The following is a 24,021-nucleotide window of genomic DNA, read 5'->3' on the forward strand; positions in this document are numbered from 1 at the left end:
ATTTACAGCAAAATCAACACACCTTCCTAGGCTTACTCATCTCACCTGCCCATTGTTCTGCTATAACTTTAATGTTTAATTGTTCAAAATTCACCCAAGCCTAAGGAGGCGCTTCCTATGACAATGATTAGCGCTAAACAGTTTTCAAGCTGGCTACGAGATCGCTTTGGCGAAGACAAAAAAGGGGTGTGTTTATCACGAGAAGACGTCAATCACCTTACTGGTCGGCAAAGCTTTTCGTTAAGTTTTGTACACGATATTCACTACGAACTGATGCCCCATGGTATGGCTTTTGTTACCGATACCAATCGAGAAACATTCTACCTAGTGCCAATAAGCCAACGAAACTGGCGCGAACACCTAGAAAAACAATACGAAAAGGACTTGTTCTGCAACGTGTTGCCATTAGATAAGTCTGCCAGCAACAACTAGGGGCTGTTTATCTTTAGAGCCTAGTTAAGCGATCTATTTGCCACCTTAATGCGTTTTACTCATAAGCGTTAGATGAGGTGGAAGATTGGATAGTTTGCAACGAAACTACAAGTTACTCGGGTACGCTGGCTTAAGTGTTTTTATCGCTTTGGCATTGGCGGTAGTATTTGGAGCAACAAATATTGGCCCATCGCCTACCCAATTATTTTTGTATTACAGCGTCAGCATTTTGTGTTTTTTGTCCGGTAGCTTATGGGCGCAAACCGTCTCGGGAAATGCATTTGGCCCCGCTCAGTTATTTACAAGCAATGCCCTTACCTTGCTAGCTTGTGGTAGCTTGGCCATTAACTCTCCAACTTTTGCACTCGCAATATTAGCCTTTGCTTTTAGCTACCTTTACTACTGTGAATGGCACAGTGCTAATCCCAGCCGATTAGGTAAAAGCTACCAATCTATGCGCTTTAAACTCACCACAGTAGTGGTACTTTGCCACCTTGTGGTTCTTAGTCATCAGTAATCTGGAGCCTATATGCAATTACGAATTTTTTATGATGCCCAATGCCCACTTTGCGCAGAGGAAATGCGTCAACTTAAGTTTTTTGACCATCGCCAACTGATTGAGCTGCAAGATATTAATCAGGCAGATTTCGCCAGCAAATATCCACATATTGATCGCAGCGAAGCCAGCGACATACTGCATGCGGAAACAGAAGAAGGCACCTTGCTGCTAGGATTAGACGTTACCGCGCAAGCGTGGGGCTTGGTCAATCAGAAACCTTGGATACAACTGTTACGCACCCCCTTACTGCGCAAAGTATCCGACAAAGCCTATTTGGTTTTTGCCAAAAACCGCTTCAAAATATCTAAGCTGTTAACCGGTAAAGAGCGCTGCGATGAACAAAGCTGCGGCGTGGGCAAACAGTTTGATTGACCAACAAGGGCAGCCTTAAGATGCAACGACTAATCGATGTCAACTTAGTACTTCGGGTCTACGAAAAGATTTGTCGCTTAGGAAAAAAGCAGCAAGAGCACTACTTGTATGAAGGCCTAAGTGCCAGTTCAGACTGGGACGGTTATACCATTGTTGTTGCTAACTCCCAGCTTGAGCTAAGCGTGTTTTTTCATAACAAGTACCAGTTCTCTAGTCATGACGACAAAGCGATTGAACGCTTTATCAAACAGCTCAAATTTATTGACGAACAGTGAATGCTGCGAGATCTAGCTCGCAAACTAACGCTCCAAGGCTACTGGTCAGAGCTCCAACTGCTACAGTAACAGTTTTTTAACAAGTGAGCAGGAAGCTTATTGTGTCAAAGCCAGTCCAGCAATGGTTTAAGGAATATGCGCGTAGCCATCAACATCCTACAAACAAGGCCATCCACTGGCTTATGGTGCCGGCCATCTACTTTAGCATTGTGGGCTTGTTGTGGTCAGTCCCCCTACCGGGAACGAATTCGGCCAACAGTAATGCGCTATGTTGGCTCAATCTAGCCAGCTTGCTAGCCATACCAGTCCACATTTTTTATTTCCGCTTATCTAAACCCCTTTGCTTAGCCATGGCGCTGTTTACTGTAAGCTGCTTTTTAGTTTGTGATTTGATTACTCAATTTAGCCCAATTGCCATATGGCAAGTGAGCCTAATAATCTTTGTCGTCGCTTGGATTGGCCAATTTATCGGCCACAAAATAGAAGGCGCTAAACCTTCCTTCTTTGAAGATATTCAGTACCTACTAATAGGTCCGCTTTGGCTGATGGGTTTCGTGTTCGATTATCTAGGTTTAGATTACCAACAAAAATAAGCCGCAAAGTTTAGCAAGCCAAAAAAATACCCCGCTGTAGAGCGGGGTATTTTTAAACAAGGTGACAACTAAAGCTTATTTCTCTGTATAGCTATCGTGAGTTGCTTTTAGCTTATAGAAAGTTGCTTGAGAGTAATCATCTAAATCGCCAGAGATGTTTTGATTGTAAACACCGGCTTTAAAGTACATGTACTTACCACCAACATCGTAACCACTGTCGCTCATGTCAACTACCTGAACAGCGTCTTCTTTGCCTTCTCGAGAAACGGTAACAGTCATGGTGTTGCCAACAACTTCGATGCGGTAGCTAAATACTTCGCCTAGCGCGATACCATCTTCACCAACCTCAGCCGTTAAATCACCTACTAGCGGATAGAAATCCTCTTTGGTAGCGTCTTGGCTTTCGTGAGCAAAGTAAACAGCACCAGTTGCTTGGTTTGGCAGCTTACGGTAGTACAAACGAATTGGCTCATCGTTTTGGTCGTGGATTTGACCAATAATAAAGCGACCTACTTCGTTAGCCGCACCAGTAGTGGTGGCGTGGTCAATTTTAAGAGTGGCTTCTAGAACGCCATCAATACCGCCGGCAGCTTTTAAGTCTGCTTCTGGAGCGCTTGAGAATACCCAGTTGTTCTTGTTCACACCTTTAGTTTTGTGCGACATGTTACCGCGACGTAGCATTTCACGAAGCTCGGTACGCGCATACTTGGTGTTTTTAGAGGTACGAACCCCTTTCACGTATGACTTGAATACTAAACCACCATCGTCTGCTGTATAGAAGATCTCAGGGTGCTGATAACCGTTTGCCAGGTTCCATTCAGACACGTCATCTGGGCGTTCATTTTTGTCGTGGTCGAAAGGCTGCGATAAGTACCAATAAGACAGGTCAAAGTTTTCGCTTGGCGCGTTACCTGGTAGTGGCGTTTCTGGTAAAGCCGGAGTTGGAGGAAGCTCAGAACGTAAACACGTTACTGTGGTTTCACAAGGGTATACGGCTGGCGCACCAAAATCACCTGAACGAAGGTCTTTACGCGCTGCTTTACGTGCTTTTTCTGCCGCTTTCATTTCTGCAATCATTGAAGCTTCAGCTGCAACTACTGCACTAGTAATGATGTGGCTTGATGGACAAGCGTTAATGCTACAGTTAACGGCTGCGAGTTCGGTTACACTGTTCCAACCGTTTTTGGTGTTGCCGTGTCCTACGTATCGTACGTAGCGGGCATTTACCGCAGGCTCGAACTGAAAACGCTCTAAACCAAGGGCTCTACCAGAGCTCTCTTGAGCTTCTAAAACAGTGGTCCAGCTTTCACCGTCAACACTCATTTGGATATCAAATTTAGACTGACGCTCGTTACCTTTACTAAAGGCAGCTTGAACAGCATCAAACTCTTGAACTGAGCCGTAGTCTAGCATTGCCCACTCGCCATCACCGGCGGCAGACCAACGCGTTGTAATGTCTTGGTCGAATAAACGGTCAGGGCCGTTACCATCATGGCTACTTGCAGTAATGGCTACTGGCGTTAATAGAGCTTCACCTGTTTCTTTGTTATTCGTAAACTTTTCAACAGAATCAGGAGTAGAAGTTGATGTACAGCCTACGGCTAAAAAAACAGAAGTTGCTAACAAGCTTTTAAGATAGATATGTTTCATGTATCCATTCACCTAATGTTGTATAAATCAACTATATAGTTTTTTATATAATCGACTCAGTGCTGTGTGTTGACGTGGAAATAACAGCTATCTCCGTTTCCACATTATCTGAAACCCTATACGAGAGCGTTTTCAAATCTAATGAACCACAAAGATAATATAATTTAATAATACAAATATATATGAATGTTGATAAATGCGATTAAGATCTAATCCTGCGGTCCGCAATAGTGATCTATGTTCAAAAAAATAGCACATATTTACCCGTTTCCTAGGCGATTCAAGTTGCCATTTGAGATTGGCCACAGCCTTTGCGCTTGTATGGGTCTGTTCTACTTCAGCGGTTTATAGTAGGCGATTTCACCAAAAATGATGCGCCCTATTTTGCTTGAGTCAAGCACCGTGATGATTGTAGTAGTGATACCAGCACTTCAATTTACCCGCTACCTAACAAAGAGGAGGTCTACGATTTTTGGAAGTTCGATATTTACAGGGTAGTCTACTAGGGAGATAAGGCTTTATGTATGACAACTTAAGCGTTGAAGACGCAGATAAAAAATAAGCCGCAAATGCGGCTTAGTCTATTTACACTTTTATATTTATATTTTCGCCTAGTCCAGCTCTAGTCGCAGGTGCGGCTTCTGGTACGTCAGCTGCGGCCACTAATTCTTGCACCGCTTTACCGTCTTGCTCTTGCTGACTTTTCGCCAGCTTGGCTGAAATCACTTCCATTGATTGCGAAGTGCTTGCTCCACTGATTTCCATTCTACCTCCTATTCCTGGACATCAAGCCTATAGCGGCAATACTGAGTTTTTCTTTAGTAAAATTTGCTATTTAGTTATCACAAGCTTCTGTTGTGAGTTGGTGCTCGCCTTTATCTTCACCTTCGGCAATGACAAAATCGCTAACAAACTGATAGCACGGCACCCCACCCTGCATCGCCAAGGCTTTAATGGTAATCACTCCACTGTTGCCAGACTTGCGATTACTCCATTGCTCCTTAGCACCTTGTTTTGGCTGCTTCATCAGCTTCTTCATGGCCTTTTCGTATTCATCTCGATCTTCATCAGTAATGCTGTCGGTGCTCTTAAGGCCTAAACGCTCTGTAGTACTGTCGCCAATCCTGCCAATTAGATTAAACGGAGAGGTTAGTATTCCACCGACAAACCCTGTCACTAAACCTTTGCTGGCTTCTTTACCTGCATCTTCGGCTTTGCTCACTAAATCATCGGCACTGGCAATCATTTCGGGGATTTCAATCCTCAAGGCCTCGCTCTCTGCCAAAATAAGCGGCACTTGTGGCACCACTTTAGCAATCTCTTTATTGGTTCCACGCACCGTAGTGTTGGTTTCATCCACTCGCTTGAGGATCCCCGGCAGTTCTTCGCGCCACGCTTCTGTTTGCTCTAATACCGGTTCAATGGCTTGGCTAATTGCGGCAACTTCATCAATGATTAAAGGCAGTTGAGCGTTGATGTCATCAACTCGGCTTAATACCTCGGGGATCAATTCTTGGTAACCTTCACTCTGCTCAATAATTTGCGGAATAAAGGTTTGAAGCTCTGCGATTTGCGCCACAATTGGGTCAACCCGCTGAGCAGTACTATCCACCTGCTCTAACATGCTCGGTAATTGGGTCCGCACTTGGCGAAGCTCTAAGGTAAAAAATACAATCGCTGCGGCTAGTGCAAACAAACCCAAGGCAGTGAGTATTCGAACAAAGCGTAAAAAACCTTCCATTTAAGCCATTTTCCCGTTGATTCTTCTCGCACAACCATAACCTATCTCTAGCGCCTAGTCTGCGTAAACCGCGGCAAAACCATTAATACCAATCACGCTAAGTAAGTGATCAGAAATAACGCAGGAAAAATGCTCGAGAATAAGGCAGGATTTTTCGATAAATAGTTATTCTACAGCCTAAAATTCAAACGCTATTATCGAGTATTTTAACCAGATAGAATGAACAGGTACTTAGTACGATTGGTATAATAGCTTTAGCTGTGACTAATTGAAGCTGATACAATTACTCGGTAAGAAAACAATAGGCTTCAACATGACCCAAGTAAACAATCCCCTGCACGGCAAAACTCTCCAAAGTATTCTCGAAGAACTGGTTGAATTTTATGGTTGGGAAGAACTAGGCGCGCGCATTACCATTCGCTGTTTCACCCACGACCCAAGCATTAAATCTAGCCTTAAGTTTTTGCGTAAAACGCAGTGGGCACGCGACAAAGTAGAACGTTTATACCTACGAATGAAAGGCTTAGCATAAGTTTTTAACACCGCTCAACACCTTGTCGCTAGCGAGCGATGCAAATCGAGCATATAGTAATAAAGCAGCTAAGTTGCTGATTACTAAATAGAGGCTAAACGTGGAACTTCGACTAATACTCAACGGAAAGAAAGCTCACCTGCCCGAGATACGCGAAGCCGTGCAGCAACTGCGCAAGCAAGGGCACGACATTCAGGTACGAGTCACCTGGGAAGGTGGAGACGTTGAACGTTTAGTCGCCGAGGCCCACCGGCAAGGTTGGAATTCACCAGACAAAAAACTAGTTATAGGTGGTGGTGATGGCTCGGTGCAAGAAGTTGTATCTGCGCTTATGCAATATCCCGCAGAGCAACGCCCAAGCCTTGGCGTATTGCCCCTTGGCACAGCCAATGACTTTGCCACTGCCTGCCAAATCCCCGATACCGCCTTAGCAGCGCTAGAGTTTGCTTTATCAAATAACGCCAAAGCGGTTGATGTAATCCAAGCGACCGATTTAGAAAATCAGCAAAAATTCTATTTTATGAACGTGCTCACCGCAGGTTTTGGCGCCCAAATCACCGCAGAAACCCCGGTTGAGCTTAAAAACTTTTTAGGGGGTGGCGCTTATACCCTCTCTGGCATTGTGCAAGCGCTAAACTTTAAACCTTATATCGGCGAGATAAATAGCCCCGACAAACAGTTTTCTGGCGGTATCATCATTGGCGCCTTATGTAATGGTAAGCAGGCTGGCGGAGGCCAAGTATTGGGGCCAAATGCCTACCTAAACGATGGTTTAATGGACATTTGTTTAGTTCGCGATTTCCCCGCTACCGCGCTAAGCCAAGTGCTGCAAGAAGCATCAGCCTTTGGTAATGACGAACAAATAAATGCCGACTATGTAGTGTCTTGGCAAACGCCTTGGTTAGAAACAAAATCTGAACAGTTTATTCCCACCAACCTCGACGGCGAACCGCATAAATTTAGCCACGCGCGCTTTGACGTTGTTCCCAATGCTTTGCCGCTAATAGTGGCCGACTCTTGTCCTTGTTTAATGCCTTAAAGGGCAGACCAACAACGAAATTTTTAGCCTCTAAGGCTTGCTTAACTGCCCTAGCTTAACGAGTTTCGACTAAGCTGAAAGGTAGGCCAGCAAGCTAACGAGGCAAACATGTTAGGTGAAAACCACGCGCTTATTTTCGAGTTTCCGGAACATCGGGAGAGAATTCATCAACTTAAAGTAGCAGACAGCGATTTTAATTCGCTGGCTAAGCGCTACCATCAACTCGACCATAAAATACGCGGCTTAGAAGCCACGCAAGTTCCCGCAGAAGACCAATACTTCATGCAAATGAAGCTACAACGCGTTCAACTCAAGCAGCAAATCTTTAGCATTTTGTCACAAGCCAATACAGCAACTGCAGAATAGTGGCTTAAAAGAGTAAAGCTAATAAGTTAATTTTATTCGCTTTTACTTGAACCTTGTTGCTAAAACTACCTATATTGGAACTAGTTTTTATTGTCGCTTGTCATGCAAGGCTAAAAGGAATTACCAATGCCAAAGCAGAAAAATAAAGTATTACTGCTATTTGCGCACCCGTCGCAAGATCGCTCCGAAATTAATAAGCCTATGTTCAAGCTTGCCAGTAAAATAGATGGTGTAACCGCCATTGATTTATATCGCGAGTATCCTACTTTTCGAATCGACGTAGACAAAGAGCAACAACGCTTGCTCGCGCACGATATTGTGATTATGCAGTTTCCGCTCTATTGGTACTCCACCCCAGCCATCTTAAAAGAATGGCAAGACTTGGTGCTGGAATATGGCTTTGCTTATGGGCACGACGGCACCATGCTGCATGGTAAAACCTTGCTTTGCGCCATAACCGCAGGTGGTGCAGAAGCGGCTTATAGAAAAGAGGGTTATAACCATTTTACTATTCGTGAATTACTGCATCCATTAGAGCAAACTGCCTCACTCATCGGTATGCGCTACCTAGCACCTTTCACCCTATTTAGCTCTCGTACCGCGGCCGAAGAAAGTCGCGACAAAAAGCATTTAGAAGATTGGACTCAGCTACTTAACGCATTAGTAAACAACCAACTCGATTTTGAACTTGCAGCAGGCTTAGCCAAGCTAGATGTGCAAAATATTGACCTTATTAAGGAGTTGCTATGACCGGTTACTTCTTACAAGCCTTTGTTTACTTAATTGCCGCCGTGCTGGCCGTGCCATTGGCCAAGCGTTTAGGTTTAGGCTCGGTGCTGGGCTACTTAATTGCTGGGGTAATTATTGGCCCTGTGATTGGTTTGGTAGGCGCCGAAACCGCCACTATTCAACACTTCGCCGAGTTTGGCGTAGTGATGATGTTATTTGTGGTAGGCCTAGAACTAGAGCCTAGAATGCTCTGGAACATGCGCCATAAACTCATTGGCCTTGGTGGCTTGCAAGTAGGCATCACCACCTTGGTGGTGATGTTAGCCTGCTTAGCTTTTGGGTTGCAGTGGTCGGTCGCTTTAGCGGTTGGTTTAATATTCTCGCTCTCCTCTACCGCCATTGTGCTGCAAACCTTTAACGAAAAAGGTTTAGGTAAAACCGATGGAGGGCGCTCTTCCTTCTCGGTATTGCTTTTCCAAGATATTGCAGTAATCCCCATGTTGGCACTTATTCCTTTGCTAGCTTTGCCAGAGCTCGTGGCCTTATCCGAAAAACTGGGTGAAGCAGCCGCAGAACACGGCGATAGCTTAAACCTAGTGGCCCACCTGCCTGGTTGGGCTTACGCCATTGTGGTGGTTGTGGCCATTGTAGCTTTAGTGGTTGGTGGCCATTTCCTTAGTCGCCCACTGTTCCGTTACGTTGCTAGCTCTGGGCTTCGCGAAATATTTACCGCCGCCACTTTAATGCTGGTTATTGGTATCGCCGCACTAATGGGCTTGGTAGGTTTATCGCCTGCCTTAGGCGCATTCTTAGCTGGCGTGGTACTCGCCAACAGTGAATTTAGGCATGAATTAGAATCCACCATCGAGCCTTTTAAAGGGCTGCTGTTAGGCTTGTTCTTTATCACAGTGGGTGCTGGTGTCGACTTTGGCGTATTGCAATTGCACTGGGGTAAAGTTATCGCCATGGCTTTAGCCATTATGCTAATCAAAGCCACTATTTTATTTGTTCTAGCGATTATCTTTAAGATTAAAAACAGCGACCGCTGGCTGTTTGCCCTTAGCTTGGCTCAAGCCGGTGAATTTGGCTTTGTACTGCTTAACTACACCGTGCAAAACCATGTTATTCCGCATGACTTATCACAAATCCTGTCCTTAGTTGTGGCCTTCTCAATGTTCTTAACACCGAGCCTGTTCATACTCTATGACAAAGTCATTTTGCCACGTTACGAACGCTCCGAGAACCACCAAGAACCCGATGAAATTGATGAAAAAGGCACGGTAATCGTGGCGGGCATTGGTCGTTTTGGGCAAATTATCAACCGCTTTTTAGTGGCCAACGGCATTAAAACTGTGGTGCTCGATCACCAAGCGGGCCAAGTAGAATTAATGCGTAAAATTAACATTAAAAGCTACTTTGGCGATGCTACCCAACCGGACCTACTGCATACAGCAGGAATAGAAGAAGCCAAGCTTATGGTGGTCACCATCGATGATAAAGAAAAGGTGCGCGACATCGTTAAATACGTAAAACACGCGCACCCGCATGTGCGCTTAATGGTGCGGGCGTTTGACCGCGGCCATGCTTACGAACTGCGCAGCTTAGGTGCCGATCACATAATTACCGAGGCCTACTATTCTGCACTAGAAATGGGTGGCCGAGCACTTAACGAATTGGGCTTTCATCCCTTTAAGTCTGAACAGCTTAAAGCCGCTTTTGACCAAATAGAAAAAGACAATAAAGAAAAGCTCTACCAAACTTGGTTAGCGGGTAACGAAGACAACCGCTTTAGCAACGACTACCGCGAACTGTTTTTGCAGTTAGAAGAGTTACTAGGCAAAGCCATGAGCAAAGATCGCAGCGACGGTCACTCGCTTACCGAACGCGGCTGGACACCGCCACCTAAAAGCTATCAAGACGACTTTAAGCAATAGTCATTAGGGTCTGTTGATCTTTGGTGTTGAAATTTTGTTCGAGATAAGCGGGCTTTAATCGCGGCGAGCACTTAGAAGCCTAGTGGGCTAAGCAAGAAGTGCTTAACAAAGAGTAAAGTTCGCTTATCCGAACCCTTCGGGCAGCATTTATTAGCCATTAATTCAGCGTTAGCGAGTGATTATTAAGCCCACTTAACTGCACACTCACTGCCTTGCCTAAATGGCTAATAAATTGCTGCAAAAACCATCAGCAAAGATCAACAGCCCCTAATACAAACAGGTAAAAGCTGGCTGCTAGGCGTTGCAGTCAATCTGCGCTTAAGGCTTAATAGGGCAAATTTTTGATATTAAGCGCTGTATGCATATCAACCAAGCTGAACGAGACGCCCTGTATAAAGTCATCTACTCCCGCCGCGATGTGCGTAAAGACTTCTTAAGCACCCCAATTAACGACGACGTTATTCAACGTATTCTAGCCGCTGCTCATCACGCGCCCAGCGTAGGTTTTAGTCAGCCTTGGGATTTTATTTTGGTAAGTAAACAGCAAACCAAACAAGCGATTAAACAGGGCTACCAAGCCGCCAGCGAAGAGTCTGCTAAACAGTTTGCTGATGATAAACGCGAGACCTACCAAAGCTTTAAACTTGAAGGCATTTTAGAAGCGCCCTTGGGCATTTGTGTTACCTGCGATAGAGAACGCAACGGCCCAGTGGTAATTGGCCGCACCATAAAGCCAGAGATGGACTTATACAGCACCGTGTGTGCTATTCAAAACATGTGGCTGGCCGCCCGCGCCGAAAACCTTGGCCTAGGCTGGGTAAGCATTATTCACGACGAGGTTCTTCGCTCTGCCCTTAACATTCCAGAGCGTTTAGAAATTATTGGCTACCTGTGCATCGGCTATGTATCCGGCTTTGAAGACAAACCAGAACTGGAGCAATTTGGCTGGCTAGAGCGAGAGAACTTAAACCAGCTGGTTCATCACGAGCAATGGTCAGATAAAACTAAGTAAACGAGGTAACTGGCACAATACAAATAAGTAGCACGGGGGTAAATGATAAGAGCTTTATAAGCTAACGTGAAACATCGCGGGGGTTTTGATTCCGTGTTATTCAGGCAACTCCAACGCCATAGGAACAAAGCTAATACCATTTCTACACTGAGGGTCAGCAGTTTCAACAAAGCCAAGTTTTTTGTAGAAGCCCAGAGAATTACATGATGCTTTTAGCTTTATAGTCCTAGCACTTACTCGATGTTTAACTGCTGTTAACAATTGCCGCCCAACTCCCGAGCGTTGGTAAGCACTATCCACGTATAACTGTGCAATGTAATGGCCTTCTCGCCACGCGACATAAGCCACTAGTTTGCCATTGAGCTCTGCTTTTAAGGCTTGATAAAGCGTTTTATCGGCAACGGCACTCATATCTTGGCGCCGAGCACTCCTCATGGCTTGTTTGCCTTGCTCGCTTAAGTGAGGAATAACATCGGCTTCATTGATGGCGATACCTAACTCGACAATGGAGTTTAAGTCGGCAACTGTAACTTCAGAAATGGTGATGTGCATTTAACGATGCCTTTAACAAATTATTTATCAAGCCTAACTATAAAACGAGTAGAGCAAATCAATTGATATAATTTGATTCTTACTCCATTTATTCTTCTTAATATAACCATTCCGACTAATTTTGTTTGTTAAATTTCACCCCCCAAAAAGTCAACAAACTCATTCCTAGACATGTTCTTATGGTAAAAGTCTCCGAGCAGCTGATTGACCTTCAACAAATATGAAAAATCATATAGATCATCAACCGTTGAATTAGAGTCAATTTTGACAACAAATTCGTTAACTATTTCTTTCTCGATATTATATATAACAAGGTCTACCTTAGTTGGCCTTAAACTAATTGAAGACTTAACAGCATAATGGTTGTAATCAAGGTAGCTAAAGTTAACCTCACTTATGCTTCTAAGCTTGTATAGAAAAGAATCCCCTATAGAAATAAAAGCAGTCACCAAATCAAAGTACACTTGAACATCCTCAATACTCGGAGTTTCGTAATGATGTTCAAGTCTATTTCTTAGCTTGTTTATCCTATCCAATGAGCTTGCCTTAAACACGCCTGAACGCTCTAAAAATCCGAGTTTTTTATCCACTCCCAAACGCTTTTTTCTATAAAGATCATCAAGCCCAAGAACAGACATAAGTGTATCAAGCTCACAGTCCATTGCTCTTTTCAGATTACCCGTAGCATTAACTAGGCTATGCAGGGAGTGCTCTCCATTGAGATCCAGCTCAGAAAATGTCAGAAAGTTCTTAGGACGCAAATCAAATTTTGGCAACGAAAATGACAGGCCGCCACCATCACACCCTTCTAGATACTCAATGTTTTCTTGAAAATATTTTAGTATTTCGGATTTCAATGGATGCCCTTAATATTAACGCCTCAATCTGCCGACGAGTCAGCGGTAGGCTAGATCAACTTGATAATCATTGAGCCTCTCTTTAGCAAATCGCTTCAACGGTATGCTTAAGGTCACCAAACCAGCAGGAGGAACTCAATTAGCTGCTTTTTTCTCGTTTATTACTTTTACTTATGGCGTCAATGATACCCGCGCCAATAACAAATAAAGTACCGTTTAAAAAAATTAGTAAACTTACTGTTTCATGAACCGAACTTTTCGCCCCAGAAAAAACAACACCCCCAAAAAGGTAAAGTAAAACGCCAATAATAAAGAATATAATTTGCATAGTATTTCCATATAAAAATATAACATTTAATTACTGTGACCAAACAAACCAGGGCTAGCCTAAAGGCTAGTAATCTGCGCCCCTCAGGCACCCACTGTTGCTAGAAAAACATCGTTTAATCATATAGTAACAACACACTGCAAATAACTATTTAATCAACAAGATACCCTTTACTTGAGTTAGCTCACTTTTCATTTACCCACTAAGTAGGAAGCTTGGGAGCGATGGCAAGATCTTGGAGGCGGAACATTCAACTTCATTGATAGGACAAATTTAAGTTGCCTCATTAGAAGTGCAAACAAAAAAGCCAGTGAACAATTACCTTGCCCACTGGCTCCTATACCAAAACCCTAGCAACTAGGCCTTATAACTTGGGTAATCCGTTAGGCCTTTTTCGCCACCGCCAAACAGGCTGTATGGATCGTGTTCGGCCAGCGGGTAACCGTGTTGTAATCGTGCGGGTAAATCGGGGTTTGCTACAAAGGGGCGGCCAAAACCAATCATGTCGGCGAGGCCTTCTTCAATAGCTTGTTGGGCGCTGTCGGCTTTGTAACGGCCAGCGTAAATAAGTACACCTTTAAAGGCATCACGCAGTGCTTGTTTAAAGGCTTTTGGCGTTTCTGGCGCGTCGTCCCAGTCTACTTCGGCGATGTGCAAGTACACGATATTGTGTTTATTTAGCAGCGCAGCCGCGGCGGTGTAGGTTTCTTCCGGCTTGGCGTCTACGGTGCCATTTAAAGTCGTGAGCGGAGCTAAGCGCACGCCTACTCGCTCGGCGCCAATGGCGTCTACCATGGCAGCAACTACTTCATCTAAAAAGCGCAGACGGTTGGTTAAGCTACCGCCGTATTTGTCGCTGCGTTGGTTAGACTCTGAATCGATAAACTGGTTAATCAAGTAACCGTTGGCGGCGTGAAGCTCGATGCCATCAAAGCCTGCGGCAATGGCATTAAGCGCTGCTTGGCGGAACTGCTGAATAACTTCATCAATGTCTTGCTGAGTCATTTCACGCGGGGTGGCTACGTCTACAAAACCAGGTTCGTCGCTACCGTTATCAATAAACACTTTTACATTTTCAGCTTTAATAGCAGAAGATGAAATTGGCTGCTCACCGTTAATATTGTCTGGGTGGGTCACTCGCCCTACATGCCAGAGCTGAGCGAACATAGTGCCGCCTTTGGCGTGAACAGCATCGGTGACTTGTTTCCAGCCAGCAATTTGTTCTTCGCTATAAATGCCCGGTGTCCAAGCGTAGCCTTTACCCATTGGCGAGATTTGAGTGCCTTCGGAAACGATTAAACCAGCGCTGGCACGTTGTGCGTAATAGCTGGCCATCATTTGATTTGCTACATCGCCAGGCTGAGTAGCACGAGAGCGAGTCATAGGTGGCATAACGATGCGATTATTTAGGGTGTGGGTACCAAGCTTTATTGTGTCAAACAATGATGTGGTCATTAGTGAGGTTCCTAGTCATTTGCTAACAGCATAATAGCAACTGCTCAGTTATCTATTTAGATCAAAAACAACAAATTAATGTTGCACTGGCGGCAAAGAAGCTGAGCGCCCAATTTAGCGCGATGGTTGCCAATTTCTCGGCAACTCCGCATACTCTAAGCTGGTTTAATGAAGGGGTTGCTTATGTCTGCTGGTATTTCTTTGCGCATCGATATTGTGTCGGATGTGGTCTGCCCTTGGTGCATTGTGGGTTACTTACGCTTGCAACAAGCACTGTCCCAAGTTGACGAGAGTATTCGCCCACATATTGAATGGCACCCCTTTGAGCTAAATCCGAACATGCCAAGCGAGGGGCAAAACTTACGTGAGCATATTCAAGAGAAATACGGTAGTACCCTTGAGCAAAGTGAAGCGGTTAGAGAACAACTAAAAAGCTTGGGTGATGAACTTGGCTTTAGTTTTAAATTCAGCCCTGATTCTCGTATCTACAACACTTTTGAAGCTCATCAACTGCTGCATTGGGCACAGCCTTACGGCAAACAAACCGAATTAAAACTGGCATTGTTTGATGCTTACTTTAGCCAAGCTAAAGATCCTTCAAACCGCAATACCTTGTTAGATGTGGTTGAAAGCATTGGCCTAGGCCGAGATTTAGCCGAGCGAGTGTTGGTAGATGAAATGTATGTTGAAGCGGTAAGAGACAGCCAGCAGCAGTGGCAAAATCAGAACATTAGAGCGGTGCCAGCTTTTATCTTTAATAATCGTTACTTATTGTCTGGCGCGCAGCCTGTGGAAACCTTACTACAGGTAATTAACGAGTGTACCAACAGCGCTAGTTAGCGCCCACCAACTTTCTTTGCAGCTTAAGGAAGCGGCTGTCTTCAGATAATCAAATGCCTAGAAAAAGCTAGTTAGACTTAGTTAGCGCCAATCAGTTTACGTTGCTGTTTAGGGAATCGGCTGTCTTCGGATAGCCAAATACCCAAGAAGTGTTGGCTAAATAACTTATCTTCTAACGAACCTAGCAGCTTACCATTTAAGTAAAACTGACCTTGATTAGCTGACTCGGCGACCAGCTTTAATTGGTCGCCTTTTTTTAAATCAGGCCAAAGTTGTGAAAGCTCTGCTAACCATTGTTCACAAGGTGCTTGCTCGCATACCCCTAGGCGCTGCCATTCGTCCTCGGTTGCTTCTAGCAACTTACCGCGTTTTATTTTGCGTAGGTAATCAATGGTGAGTTCCATTGGGTAACGATTTTGCTGGTAACGCCCATCTGGGCTGTGCAAGCTAACCGTGTAAATGGGCCAAAACAATACTTGCAGTTTGGCGTTACCCACCAGCTGCATTTGTGTTTCTGCTTGGCTAGAAAACGCCAATAAAATACTGGCTAATGCCATGGCTTTAAACATAGCGTTTCTCCAATAGCGAATTAGCTAAGTAAGCAAAGGCCGCCCACAAGGGGAACAGAATAAGCAGACCTAATATTGCATCGGGCTGTATCGCAAATACCTGCGCTAAACTGGCTAGGTAGTAAGACACCGGGCCCATTACCGCCACAAATAAGGGCATGAAGGGTTTGGGGAAACTGGCTAGGCTTGGCAATAACAAGGCAAAGCTTGCCCAAAGCAACATCATAAACAGCGGTAAATTGGACGAGCTAAAGCTCAGCACGCCCATTTTTACCAAACTGAAATCTAAAATAACGCCAACCACGCTGAGCATGGCACAGGGAATAAGCACCGCCCATTGGTAACGGCGAACTTGCAAGGCCACTAAGCCGATTAACCCCAGCGCCATAAACATCACCGCTTGCTGCCCCCAAAAGAAGGCCGCTAACCAGTTAAGTTTAAATAGCAGCAATACCGGCCATTGCATGAGCTTAGGCCTTAACCAAAGTAAGTTGCTCGGTACCAATGTTATGGCTTCTAAAACCTGCTTCGCAGTAAGCAAAGTAGAAATGCCATAGGCGGTAGAACTGCTCGTCGAAGCCGAAGCGTTGGTTATTATTGTGTTGCTGCTGCACCCGCTGATGCCAGTGCTGCAGGGTTTCGGCGTAGTCGATACCTATCTCTAGTCGCTGTAGAGATTGTAAGCCTTGCTTGGAAAATAGCTGTTTGAGCAGCGATGGCGAAGGCAAGAAGCCACCAGGAAATACATACTGCTGAATAAAGTCGACACTTTTACGATAGGCCGAAAAGCGGCGATCATCAATGGTAATGGCTTGAATAAGCATTAAACCTCCGGCCTTTAACCTATTAGCACATAGCTCGGCAAAACCCGGTAAAAATTTCTCGCCTACTGCTTCGATCATTTCGATAGAGACCAGTTTGTCATACTGGCCTTCTAAATCGCGGTAGTCTTTATTTAGCACAGTCACTAAGTGACTCAGCTTACGCTCAGCTACCTTGTCCACCACATAGGCGTGCTGTTTGTCGGAAATGGTAGTCGTGGTTACCTTGCAACCATAGTGGCTGGCCGCATACATTGCCAACCCACCCCACCCGGTGCCAATCTCTAAAAGGTGATCACCCGACTCAAGCTTTAGCTGCTCGCATATGCGCTTAAGTTTGTTGTCTTGCGCCTCGGCTAAGGTAATGTCTTGGCCGCCAAAAATGGCTGATGAATACTGCATTTGCGGGTCAAGAAACGATTGATAAAAATCGTTGCCAAGATCGTAGTGAGCCAGAATGTTCTTTTTCGCTTGGCGTTTATTGTTGCGGCGAAAGAAGTGCTGCACTTTAAACCACGCATCGGTAAACCAGTGCAGTTTTCTATCTAAGCAATCTAGGTGGTCTTGGTTGTCGGCCAAAAGCTGCAGTAAGCGGTGCAGATTAGAACAGCGCCACAACCCTTCCATGTAGGTTTCGCCCGCGGCAATGCTACCGCCTTTTAAAATACGAGAAAAAACTTGAGAATCGAGGATATGAACTTCAACGGTTTCGGGGTGGTCTGCTTCACCTAAATGAACTGACTCGTAACCTGCTTGACTCATTAAAATGGCGCCGCCTTTTAAACCGTCAAAGGTTTTTAATACAAGGTGGCGGGTCCAATCTAAACCACTGGAAACTGAAGCAGAAGAAAGCGATTTTGCAGTAGCCATAGTTTTTCCTTAGGGCAATTTTAATTATTTTTTAGCACTGGCTGGATGACCATAAAAAGGCACTTTTTTCATCCATAGCTTCAATGCTTGCCAGTAAATTCCTGTAACAACCTTGAGAGTCATTAAAGGGTATGAACTTATTACGCGGCGAAGACTAGAAGAGTTTAACGGCTGCTTAATTAAATTTATGCCAGCACTAAATTCTTTCTGTTCGCGCCAGCAATTAATCACAATATTCACCTGTTGTTGCACTAGCTTTACTTGCCAGTGATAACGCATGTCCATGGGATTAAAAGGGGAAACATGAAAGGTTTTGTCGTGATCTTTTAACTCGTTTAAATCCAGCCAATATTGGTGCTTTTCTTTCCAAGGAGTATTGGTGACTTCAGCCAGCATATAATCAAACTTATCGCCGTCGCCATAGAGCACAAAGTTAACCGGGCTAAAGTACCAACCTAAGCAGCGCAGTTGACCAAGCAAGACCACTTGCTTGGCTTGGTAGTCGGGCTGAAAACGCTGCTGAGCGCGCAAGGCTTTATCACGGATAGTGCCTTGTTCGCTGCCTAAGTAGTCGCCCGCTTTTAAGCGAAACCAAGGTAAAACACGCCCAAAGCTTTGCAGCTCTTGCTGCACGGTTTGTTCTTCGGCCAAATCAATCCAGGCGTAATACAGCCGATAATTAAAGCCGTGTTTGCGCGGCACAAAGCGTTGATGAAAGGTATCGCCAAAGGCGATAGCGGAGTGCTCTATGCTCATAAGTCCACTCCAAACTTACGACACACCTCCACAGCCGAGCGCACGCCATCTTCGTGAAAACCGTTGTGCCAATAAGCGCCACAAAAATAGCTGTTGTTGTGCCCACAAATATCGTCGCGTTGTTGTTGGGCTTGATGGCCATCTATAGAAAACACCGGATGCATGTAATTAAAGCGCTTAATCACTTTATCTTCGGCTATCGGCTCTAGGGGATTTAGGGTAACGCAAAACTGCGGCGCATCGCTTAGGCCCTGCAAACGGTTCATGTCGTAGGTAACACTGGCTAGGCGGTCGCCTCTATCACCACTAGGTGGTAATAGGTAATTCCAACTGGCTCGCGCACGATGAATGCTTGGCAACAAGCGCTCGTCGGTATGCAGAATTACTTCGTTATTTTGATACTTGAGTTTGCCCAGTACCGAACGCTCGTCATCACTGGCCTGAGCGCCTAATGCCGACAAAGCTTGGTCACTATGACAAGCAAAAATTACCGCATCACCCTGCCATTGCCAGCCATCGCTGGTTGTAACCTTAACGCCAGTATCATCTCGGTGAATGCTACTCACTTGGCTATTCAAACGGATCTGCTCATCTAAGCCCGCTAACAGCGGCTTAATGTATTGTTTTGAGCCACCGGGGATGACATACCATTGCGGCCGGTTGGCTACGTCTAACAAACCGTGATTCACAAAAAAGCGAGCAAAAAACTGCATCGGAAAATGCATAATGCCGTTTAACGAAGAAGACCAAATGGCCGCGCCCATTGGCAATAAGTAGTTCTCTTGAAACATGCGCGAGAAGCGATGCTGCTCTAAAAACTGGCCGAGGCTTACCGCGGTATCGATGTCTACCGCTGCTTTAGCTAGCTTATTAAACCGCAGTATTTCATTGATAAACTTATAAAAGCTGGGTTTGAGTAAGTTGCTGCGTTGGGCAAACAGTGTATTTAAATCGTGGCCGTTATACTGCAAGTTGAGCTCGGGGTTTACCACACTAAAGCTCATTTCAGTTTCTTGAGCTTGAATGCCCAACTTGGCTAACAACTTATTAAACAGAGGATAAGTGCGGTCATTAAACACAATAAAGCCAGTGTCTACTGCATGCTCTTTGCCCTCTATAGTGACTTGGTTAGTGGCGGTGTGGCCACCTAAGTAGTCATTTTGTTCTAATAGCGTTACGTCATGCTGCTCTTTTAATAAGTGCGCACAGGTCATGCCGGAGATGCCGGCACCTATAATGGCGATTTTCATTCTATCTATGCTCCTTCCTTGTGAGCTAAACGGCGACAGATATTTTGCTGCCAGCGATATGGCAAGCAATTGAGTATGTGCAGAAAGCCGCTGAATAAGCTAGGGAAGTTAATCACAGTTTTACCTTTGTTGAGGCCTTTGATGATTGCTTGACTAGCTTGCTCGGGGCTAATAATACTGGGCATAGCAAAGTTGTTTTTGTCGGTAAGCGGGGTTTTAACAAATCCTGGTTGAATACAATGAACACTCACCTGTTTGTCACCCAAATCGGTGCCTAGGGCTTGAGTTAAATAATACACCGCGGCTTTGCTACTGCCATAAGCGCCAGCTTGGCTAAAGGGCAGTAAATGAGCAAGGCTACCAACTAACGCCAGTTGAGAGCCGGGCTTTAGGTTACCCCATAGGGCATCTAAGCAATTAGCGATGGTAAGCACATTGCTTTGCCACACTCGCTCAAACAGTTTGGCGTCGAAACGCTGAGGGTCTAAGTATTCACAATTGCCGGCACACAACACAATGAGGTCCATTGCTGGCAAATCGGCAAAGCTACTGCGCACCTGTTCTAGCTCGCCAAGTTCTACTTGAAGCGGCGTGATGCCTTGTTCGGCTAGCTCCTGCAAACGCTGTTGGTTACGCCCCTGCCCCCACACCGAATGGCCTAGCTTTTGGTAATCAAGCGCCAACTGCTTGCCAATGCCGGAACTTGCACCAGTGATTAGAATATTCATTGTGCTAGCCCATTTTTAAGCTTTTTGGATAGCCAACCAATTACCGGAATATGGTCATGCAGCATCGCGCTTACATCATAGTAATCACGGTGGTAATAAATTTTGTCGTTAAACTTAAGGTGGCTTATGCCATCTAGCGACAAAATACGTCCGTTACCTAATTTGGGATGAGCAAACTGCATTTGCCAAGTAAGGCTAAATTCACCTTCTGCAATTAGCCGAGAGTGAAACTCAAAATGGCATTGGCTGGTATTTTGTAAAAGATGTTCAAAATAGCTTCGTAAATCTTGTAAGCCATGAAGATGATGCAGAGGGTCGATAAACTCGATATCGTCGGCATAAATATCAGAGAGGCGCTCAACCTGCGCCATACCTAGCTCACTGTAAAACTGCTCTAGTTGCTTAACAATATGCGGTGCAGATGCCGTGATACTCATTCAATTTTCCTTTACCAAACAAATCTAAGCATTTGTTTCTATTGTCGTTAATCATAGTACGTCAGATAAATTAAGAAAGATCATTCATCCTTTTGGCAACTTTTAGCGTTATATAAGACAAACCATCCATTTCTAGGAATATTTACTTGAGCAGTAGTTGTTGTTTTCCATTAATGATATCTCGTGAGCACTTTATGCCGCAGCGCTTTGCACGGATGAAGGGGCAAGGCGTGGTTTTTATCGCCAGTTTGCGTGCTGCTGAAAAAGCCGGTGGGGTTTGGCTGGCCTTTCAAGACAGTGATGGAAATAGTGCGGTACAAGCTAACGACTTAGTGAGTTTTGCCCAAGTCAGCCATATTGATTGGTTAAGCAAAGCACAAATTGAAGTGGAATTTAAAGTTCTGCATTGGGGTAAAGTAACGTCGAGCAAACCGGGGTTTTCTTCTATTTGGGTATCGCCTACCCTTTGCGCCGACAAAATTGAGCTTTGGCCCAACACCTCCGTACAAAAGAACACTGCAGCACTGCAAAGCGCTTTGGCTAACATCAACTTACAGTACCCAGAATTACAAACCGCCAACTTAGAACAAAGCGTGCAAAGCGAGCAAGTAAAAAACCTTTGCTGGCGTTGGCTAGAGCTGCTACCGCTGCCCATTTGCACCAAACAGCGCTTGCTTAAATCACCCTCTGCTTCTTTGTGTATTCGTTATTTAGGATTTATTTTGCGACAAAGTGATCGTTTTACACACCTTGCTCGTTAACTTGTTATCAATCCGCAAACGATTTTGGCAATATGGAAATACACAGTTCAGTATCAAAAATCGGTGGACCCAAATCACCTATGGCTAGTCAAGTAGCTCAGCCCAATAACGACGATGATATCGCTTTGTTGTTGGCAAACATTGCCAGTGAGCAATGTCGTAAAAGTTATGACTTATTGTTCCGCCAAGTAGCACCACGTTTATTGAATTTGGCTAGGAAGCAATTTGTTGATGAATCTCTTGCCCTAGAAATGGTTCAAGAAACCATGCTTAAACTTTGGCTTAAAGCGGGTCTTTACGATTCGTCCAAAGGTAATGCAATGACTTGGATATTTTCGGTATCAAGAAACGTAAAGTTTGATTTGATGCGAAAAGGCAAGCATCAGCAGAGTTGGGTGCAAGGCGATGACTTATGGCCGATTCTTAGTGAAGAAGAAGACGCTGATAAAGTGTCGACCGAAGACCAAGAGTTGGTGACCAACGAGCTAAAACACTTAGTTGCTAAGTTGCCAGAAGAACAAGCAGATATCGTAAGGCGGGTTTACTTACACGGTGAATCACAACAGCAAGTGTCTGAAATATTAAACCTACCGCTTGGCACTGTAAAAAGTCGCCTAAGATTAGCGCTGAAAAAAATGAAGGAGGCATTGGATGACTAACATTCAATTTCATCCGGCTGATGAAAGCCTTGAACTTTACGCCGCCGGTCAACTGGACCCAGCCATGAGCATTATGGTTAGTGCTCACTTAGAATACTGCCCAGAATGCCGCCGCCGCGTAGAGGCTGCTGAGCAAAAGATGGCCACTCAACTTGAGCAAGCCCAGCCCGAAGCCATGAACAGCGAACTCGATTCGATGTTAGCGATGATTATGCAGCAAAGCCCTGACAGCGTGATTGAAAGCCCTCAGTCCGCCTTGCAGCAAGAAATCACCCTTGGCAATAAGCGTTTCCCAATGCCCCGAGCCTTGCAAGCTCACCCGCAACATATTGGTCCTTGGGGTCGTTTACCGGGTAAAATTCAACGTGCTCGAGTGGATGCAGTAAGTGACAGTAAAATGAACTTCATTTACATGGATCAAGACAGCGCACTGCCAGAGCATACACACCAGGGGCAAGAAATAACCTTGGTACTGGCAGGCACCTTCATTGATGACGCTGGAACCTACGTACCGGGTGACTTCATCATTCAAGATGCGCAAAACAAACATACGCCGCGAACGGCCGCTAACCAAGATTGCTTATGCTTAACCTTGTTGGATGCACCTTTGCATTTCACCTCAGGCTTAGCATCGCTACTCAATCCATTTAGCCAACTGTTCTTTAAATAAAGAATGCTAGAAAACAAAAAACCAGCCTAATGGCTGGTTTTTTATTGGCTGTTATTTTAACGATTCGCGCATTCGCTGCTGCACTACGTCTACTAACAAGTCTGGCTGGAACTTAGAGATAAAGCGATTACAGCCCACCTTTTCCACCATGGCGTCGTTAAAGCTGCCACTAAGTGAGGTATTTAAGGCTATAAACAGTTCGCTCATGCGCTCATCACCACGTACTTCTGCGGTTAAGCGATAACCATCCATCTCTGGCATTTCGGCATCGGTAATCATTAGTAAGATTTCATCGTAAACTGATTTACCTTCATCGGCCCAAGCTTTTAGCATGTTCAAGGCCTGTAGCCCATTCTCAGCTTCTATAATCTCCATGCCGAGCTGGCCTAGAGTGGCTTTTACTTGACCGCGGGCGGTTGAAGAATCGTCAACGACCAATACTCGTTTACCATTAAGCAGATGTGAGACTTCTTCGTCTAAGGCTTCGTCTGAAATTGCGATGTTGTAACTAACGATTTCTGCCAGCACTTTCTCTACGTCAATAATTTCTACAATTCGGCTGGCTTCTTCATGCTCGATACGGGTGATTGCGGTGAGGTAGTTACTGCGTCCCACCGAGCTTGGTGGAGGTAAAATGTCTTTCCAAGATGTATTCACAATATGCATTACTTCGCCCACCATGAAACCTTGCACGCTGCGATTATACTCAGTGATGATTAGGTTACAGTCGACTTTGGCTTCTTCTTTGGCCGGTGGCATTTTTACCGCAGCACGTAAATCAATAACCGGAATGGAATGACCACGAATGGTTACTACCCCACTAATATGTGAGTGAGAACCCGGTAGTTTGTTCATGCGAGGTAACTTAACTACCTCTTTAACTTTAAATACATTTATCGCAAACAACTGCATAGAGTTGAGTTTAAAAATCAACAGTTCTAAACGGTTCTCGCCGACAAGTTTGGTACGTTGATCCACTGTGGCTAAAACACTAGACATACTACTCAACCTATTCCATGTTAGATAATTACTTCATTATAGACATCTCATACCACTGAGCAAAAACGCAAGTAGCTGTAGAGACTTGATTTAGCGGGCTAGAACACAATTTTAGCTGTTTTTCTGGAAAAAGCTCACAACAAAAGCTCAACAAAGCACCACAAGATTGCTGCATCTTTTAGCATTTTCATTACAATGGCCTTCTTTAAAAATCATGCTCTGGGATTACGCCCCA

29 protein-coding genes and 1 pseudogene are annotated in these 24,021 nt (G+C 44.8%); 15 read left to right on the plus strand and 15 right to left on the minus strand.

Translation table 11 applies throughout. From position 1 onward, the window contains the following. The first annotated feature begins 117 nt into the window (after positions 1-117). The 5 genes from OAG1_RS15890 to OAG1_RS15910 all read left to right on the plus strand — a co-directional run bounded on the left by OAG1_RS15890 (position 118) and on the right by OAG1_RS15910 (position 2,231). Positions 118-432 (plus strand): hypothetical protein, encoded by a 315-nt coding sequence (locus tag OAG1_RS15890; RefSeq protein ID WP_338621952.1) that lies wholly within the window; start codon positions 118-120, stop codon positions 430-432. A gap of 85 nt (positions 433-517) precedes the next feature. Further along, positions 518-949, plus strand: coding sequence for a DUF3429 domain-containing protein (locus OAG1_RS15895; RefSeq protein ID WP_338621953.1), 432 nt, complete (start codon positions 518-520; stop codon positions 947-949). A 12-nt stretch (positions 950-961) separates the two neighbouring features. Continuing rightward, positions 962-1,363, plus strand: a complete 402-nt coding sequence (locus tag OAG1_RS15900; protein ID WP_338621954.1) for a DUF393 domain-containing protein — start codon at positions 962-964, stop codon at positions 1,361-1,363. Between the two features lie 20 nt (positions 1,364-1,383). Next, entirely contained in the window at positions 1,384-1,638 is a 255-nt protein-coding gene (locus tag OAG1_RS15905) for a DUF3081 family protein (protein WP_338621955.1), read from the plus strand. A 101-nt stretch (positions 1,639-1,739) separates the two neighbouring features. Continuing rightward, positions 1,740-2,231, plus strand: a complete 492-nt coding sequence (locus tag OAG1_RS15910) for an Mpo1-like protein (protein WP_338621956.1) — start codon at positions 1,740-1,742, stop codon at positions 2,229-2,231. A 75-nt stretch (positions 2,232-2,306) separates the two neighbouring features. Here the strand turns inward: OAG1_RS15910 and OAG1_RS15915 are convergent, their stop codons facing one another. From OAG1_RS15915 to OAG1_RS15925, 3 genes are all read right to left on the minus strand, one after another. After that, positions 2,307-3,881, minus strand: a complete 1,575-nt coding sequence (locus OAG1_RS15915) for a polysaccharide lyase family 7 protein (protein WP_152779883.1) — start codon at positions 3,879-3,881, stop codon at positions 2,307-2,309. Positions 3,882-4,466: 585 nt separating this feature from the next. Beyond that, entirely contained in the window at positions 4,467-4,646 is a 180-nt protein-coding gene (locus OAG1_RS15920; protein WP_016400965.1) for a hypothetical protein, read from the minus strand. A 70-nt stretch (positions 4,647-4,716) separates the two neighbouring features. Next, entirely contained in the window at positions 4,717-5,622 is a 906-nt protein-coding gene (locus OAG1_RS15925) for a hypothetical protein (protein WP_338621957.1), read from the minus strand. A gap of 313 nt (positions 5,623-5,935) precedes the next feature. Between OAG1_RS15925 and OAG1_RS15930 the strand changes: the two are divergent. From OAG1_RS15930 to bluB, 6 genes and pseudogenes are all read left to right on the plus strand, one after another. Next, positions 5,936-6,136: pseudogene (locus OAG1_RS15930) on the plus strand (VF530 family protein); the annotation flags it as partial. A gap of 118 nt (positions 6,137-6,254) precedes the next feature. Next, positions 6,255-7,193, plus strand: coding sequence for a lipid kinase YegS (gene yegS, locus OAG1_RS15935; protein WP_338621958.1), 939 nt, complete (start codon positions 6,255-6,257; stop codon positions 7,191-7,193). A 108-nt stretch (positions 7,194-7,301) separates the two neighbouring features. Beyond that, positions 7,302-7,559, plus strand: a complete 258-nt coding sequence (locus OAG1_RS15940; protein WP_016400960.1) for a DUF465 domain-containing protein — start codon at positions 7,302-7,304, stop codon at positions 7,557-7,559. A gap of 126 nt (positions 7,560-7,685) precedes the next feature. Beyond that, the gene (locus tag OAG1_RS15945) at positions 7,686-8,309 is read left to right on the plus strand and encodes an NAD(P)H-dependent oxidoreductase (RefSeq protein WP_016400959.1); all 624 of its coding nucleotides are present in this window, start codon (positions 7,686-7,688) and stop codon (positions 8,307-8,309) included. After that, positions 8,306-10,222 carry a monovalent cation:proton antiporter-2 (CPA2) family protein gene (locus OAG1_RS15950; protein ID WP_338621959.1) on the plus strand — a complete coding sequence of 639 codons (1,917 nt, stop codon included), beginning with the start codon at positions 8,306-8,308 and terminating at the stop codon, positions 10,220-10,222. The genes OAG1_RS15945 and OAG1_RS15950 overlap by 4 nt, the downstream gene beginning before the upstream one ends. Positions 10,223-10,580: 358 nt before the next feature. Beyond that, entirely contained in the window at positions 10,581-11,234 is a 654-nt protein-coding gene (gene bluB / locus OAG1_RS15955; protein ID WP_338621960.1) for a 5,6-dimethylbenzimidazole synthase, read from the plus strand. Positions 11,235-11,330: 96 nt separating this feature from the next. On the opposite strand, the gene OAG1_RS15960 is transcribed toward bluB, so the two are convergent. The 4 genes from OAG1_RS15960 to OAG1_RS15975 form a co-directional block, all read right to left on the minus strand. Further along, the gene (locus OAG1_RS15960) at positions 11,331-11,786 is read right to left on the minus strand and encodes a GNAT family N-acetyltransferase (RefSeq protein ID WP_338621961.1); all 456 of its coding nucleotides are present in this window, start codon (positions 11,784-11,786) and stop codon (positions 11,331-11,333) included. A gap of 128 nt (positions 11,787-11,914) precedes the next feature. Continuing rightward, positions 11,915-12,643: a hypothetical protein gene (locus tag OAG1_RS15965; RefSeq protein ID WP_338621962.1), complete on the minus strand. Its 729-nt coding sequence runs from the start codon at positions 12,641-12,643 to the stop codon at positions 11,915-11,917. Positions 12,644-12,782: 139 nt separating this feature from the next. Further along, the gene (locus OAG1_RS15970; RefSeq protein ID WP_338621963.1) at positions 12,783-12,971 is read right to left on the minus strand and encodes a hypothetical protein; all 189 of its coding nucleotides are present in this window, start codon (positions 12,969-12,971) and stop codon (positions 12,783-12,785) included. 357 nt (positions 12,972-13,328) lie between these two features. Then, a complete protein-coding gene (locus OAG1_RS15975; RefSeq protein ID WP_338621964.1) occupies positions 13,329-14,426 on the minus strand; it encodes an alkene reductase in 1,098 nt (365 codons plus the stop codon). Between the two features lie 183 nt (positions 14,427-14,609). On the opposite strand from OAG1_RS15975, the gene OAG1_RS15980 reads away from it, so the two are divergent. After that, positions 14,610-15,266: a DsbA family oxidoreductase gene (locus OAG1_RS15980; RefSeq protein WP_338621965.1), complete on the plus strand. Its 657-nt coding sequence runs from the start codon at positions 14,610-14,612 to the stop codon at positions 15,264-15,266. 77 nt (positions 15,267-15,343) lie between these two features. Here OAG1_RS15980 and OAG1_RS15985 read toward each other — a convergent pair whose 3' ends face one another. From OAG1_RS15985 to OAG1_RS16015, 7 genes are read right to left on the minus strand one after another with little or no spacing between them, the layout of a single operon-like run. Continuing rightward, positions 15,344-15,835 (minus strand): chalcone isomerase family protein, encoded by a 492-nt coding sequence (locus OAG1_RS15985; RefSeq protein WP_338621966.1) that lies wholly within the window; start codon positions 15,833-15,835, stop codon positions 15,344-15,346. Next, positions 15,828-16,301 carry a DUF2878 family protein gene (locus OAG1_RS15990; RefSeq protein ID WP_338621967.1) on the minus strand — a complete coding sequence of 158 codons (474 nt, stop codon included), beginning with the start codon at positions 16,299-16,301 and terminating at the stop codon, positions 15,828-15,830. Before OAG1_RS15990 ends, OAG1_RS15985 begins: the two co-directional genes overlap by 8 nt. Positions 16,302-16,305: 4 nt before the next feature. Then, entirely contained in the window at positions 16,306-17,526 is a 1,221-nt protein-coding gene (locus OAG1_RS15995; protein WP_338621968.1) for a cyclopropane-fatty-acyl-phospholipid synthase family protein, read from the minus strand. 24 nt (positions 17,527-17,550) lie between these two features. Next, a complete protein-coding gene (locus tag OAG1_RS16000) occupies positions 17,551-18,282 on the minus strand; it encodes a DUF1365 domain-containing protein (protein ID WP_338621969.1) in 732 nt (243 codons plus the stop codon). Beyond that, complete coding sequence (locus tag OAG1_RS16005) at positions 18,279-19,532, minus strand: FAD-dependent oxidoreductase (protein ID WP_338621970.1); 1,254 nt, start codon at positions 19,530-19,532, stop codon at positions 18,279-18,281. Before OAG1_RS16005 ends, OAG1_RS16000 begins: the two co-directional genes overlap by 4 nt. A gap of 5 nt (positions 19,533-19,537) precedes the next feature. After that, positions 19,538-20,260 carry an SDR family NAD(P)-dependent oxidoreductase gene (locus OAG1_RS16010; RefSeq protein WP_338621971.1) on the minus strand — a complete coding sequence of 241 codons (723 nt, stop codon included), beginning with the start codon at positions 20,258-20,260 and terminating at the stop codon, positions 19,538-19,540. Then, positions 20,257-20,697: a nuclear transport factor 2 family protein gene (locus OAG1_RS16015; RefSeq protein WP_016400944.1), complete on the minus strand. Its 441-nt coding sequence runs from the start codon at positions 20,695-20,697 to the stop codon at positions 20,257-20,259. Before OAG1_RS16015 ends, OAG1_RS16010 begins: the two co-directional genes overlap by 4 nt. 146 nt (positions 20,698-20,843) lie before the next feature. Between OAG1_RS16015 and OAG1_RS16020 the strand changes: the two genes are divergently transcribed. From OAG1_RS16020 to OAG1_RS16030, 3 genes are all read left to right on the plus strand, one after another. After that, positions 20,844-21,458 carry a hypothetical protein gene (locus OAG1_RS16020; protein WP_338621972.1) on the plus strand — a complete coding sequence of 205 codons (615 nt, stop codon included), beginning with the start codon at positions 20,844-20,846 and terminating at the stop codon, positions 21,456-21,458. A gap of 80 nt (positions 21,459-21,538) precedes the next feature. Beyond that, the gene (locus OAG1_RS16025; RefSeq protein WP_338621973.1) at positions 21,539-22,117 is read left to right on the plus strand and encodes a sigma-70 family RNA polymerase sigma factor; all 579 of its coding nucleotides are present in this window, start codon (positions 21,539-21,541) and stop codon (positions 22,115-22,117) included. Next, positions 22,110-22,787 (plus strand): ChrR family anti-sigma-E factor, encoded by a 678-nt coding sequence (locus tag OAG1_RS16030; RefSeq protein ID WP_338621974.1) that lies wholly within the window; start codon positions 22,110-22,112, stop codon positions 22,785-22,787. The genes OAG1_RS16025 and OAG1_RS16030 overlap by 8 nt, the downstream gene beginning before the upstream one ends. 51 nt (positions 22,788-22,838) lie before the next feature. Here the strand turns inward: OAG1_RS16030 and OAG1_RS16035 are convergent, their stop codons facing one another. Beyond that, complete coding sequence (locus OAG1_RS16035; RefSeq protein WP_016400940.1) at positions 22,839-23,786, minus strand: chemotaxis protein CheV; 948 nt, start codon at positions 23,784-23,786, stop codon at positions 22,839-22,841. Positions 23,787-24,021 lie beyond the last annotated feature (235 nt).

It is taken from the genome of Agarivorans sp. OAG1, assembly GCF_037076485.1.
In the GTDB taxonomy this organism is placed as follows: Bacteria; Pseudomonadota; Gammaproteobacteria; order Enterobacterales; family Celerinatantimonadaceae; genus Agarivorans; species Agarivorans albus.

Excerpts from the sequence above, each read along its gene's own strand:
- OAG1_RS15890 (WP_338621952.1), top strand. The coding sequence starts at position 118 with ATGACAATGATTAGCGCTAAACAGTTTTCAAGCTGGCTACGAGATCGC.
- OAG1_RS15900 (WP_338621954.1), top strand. The coding sequence starts at position 962 with ATGCAATTACGAATTTTTTATGATGCCCAATGCCCACTTTGCGCAGAG.
- OAG1_RS15905 (WP_338621955.1), top strand. The coding sequence starts at position 1,384 with ATGCAACGACTAATCGATGTCAACTTAGTACTTCGGGTCTACGAAAAG.
- OAG1_RS15915 (WP_152779883.1), bottom strand. The coding sequence starts at position 3,881 with ATGAAACATATCTATCTTAAAAGCTTGTTAGCAACTTCTGTTTTTTTA.
- OAG1_RS15920 (WP_016400965.1), bottom strand. The coding sequence starts at position 4,646 with ATGGAAATCAGTGGAGCAAGCACTTCGCAATCAATGGAAGTGATTTCA.
- OAG1_RS15925 (WP_338621957.1), bottom strand. The coding sequence starts at position 5,622 with ATGGAAGGTTTTTTACGCTTTGTTCGAATACTCACTGCCTTGGGTTTG.
- OAG1_RS15940 (WP_016400960.1), top strand. The coding sequence starts at position 7,302 with ATGTTAGGTGAAAACCACGCGCTTATTTTCGAGTTTCCGGAACATCGG.
- OAG1_RS15945 (WP_016400959.1), top strand. The coding sequence starts at position 7,686 with ATGCCAAAGCAGAAAAATAAAGTATTACTGCTATTTGCGCACCCGTCG.
- OAG1_RS15950 (WP_338621959.1), top strand. The coding sequence starts at position 8,306 with ATGACCGGTTACTTCTTACAAGCCTTTGTTTACTTAATTGCCGCCGTG.
- bluB (WP_338621960.1), top strand. The coding sequence starts at position 10,581 with ATGCATATCAACCAAGCTGAACGAGACGCCCTGTATAAAGTCATCTAC.
- OAG1_RS15960 (WP_338621961.1), bottom strand. The coding sequence starts at position 11,786 with ATGCACATCACCATTTCTGAAGTTACAGTTGCCGACTTAAACTCCATT.
- OAG1_RS15970 (WP_338621963.1), bottom strand. The coding sequence starts at position 12,971 with ATGCAAATTATATTCTTTATTATTGGCGTTTTACTTTACCTTTTTGGG.
- OAG1_RS15975 (WP_338621964.1), bottom strand. The coding sequence starts at position 14,426 with ATGACCACATCATTGTTTGACACAATAAAGCTTGGTACCCACACCCTA.
- OAG1_RS15980 (WP_338621965.1), top strand. The coding sequence starts at position 14,610 with ATGTCTGCTGGTATTTCTTTGCGCATCGATATTGTGTCGGATGTGGTC.
- OAG1_RS15985 (WP_338621966.1), bottom strand. The coding sequence starts at position 15,835 with ATGTTTAAAGCCATGGCATTAGCCAGTATTTTATTGGCGTTTTCTAGC.
- OAG1_RS15990 (WP_338621967.1), bottom strand. The coding sequence starts at position 16,301 with ATGCAATGGCCGGTATTGCTGCTATTTAAACTTAACTGGTTAGCGGCC.
- OAG1_RS15995 (WP_338621968.1), bottom strand. The coding sequence starts at position 17,526 with ATGGCTACTGCAAAATCGCTTTCTTCTGCTTCAGTTTCCAGTGGTTTA.
- OAG1_RS16000 (WP_338621969.1), bottom strand. The coding sequence starts at position 18,282 with ATGAGCATAGAGCACTCCGCTATCGCCTTTGGCGATACCTTTCATCAA.
- OAG1_RS16005 (WP_338621970.1), bottom strand. The coding sequence starts at position 19,532 with ATGAAAATCGCCATTATAGGTGCCGGCATCTCCGGCATGACCTGTGCG.
- OAG1_RS16010 (WP_338621971.1), bottom strand. The coding sequence starts at position 20,260 with ATGAATATTCTAATCACTGGTGCAAGTTCCGGCATTGGCAAGCAGTTG.
- OAG1_RS16015 (WP_016400944.1), bottom strand. The coding sequence starts at position 20,697 with ATGAGTATCACGGCATCTGCACCGCATATTGTTAAGCAACTAGAGCAG.
- OAG1_RS16025 (WP_338621973.1), top strand. The coding sequence starts at position 21,539 with ATGGCTAGTCAAGTAGCTCAGCCCAATAACGACGATGATATCGCTTTG.
- OAG1_RS16030 (WP_338621974.1), top strand. The coding sequence starts at position 22,110 with ATGACTAACATTCAATTTCATCCGGCTGATGAAAGCCTTGAACTTTAC.
- OAG1_RS16035 (WP_016400940.1), bottom strand. The coding sequence starts at position 23,786 with ATGTCTAGTGTTTTAGCCACAGTGGATCAACGTACCAAACTTGTCGGC.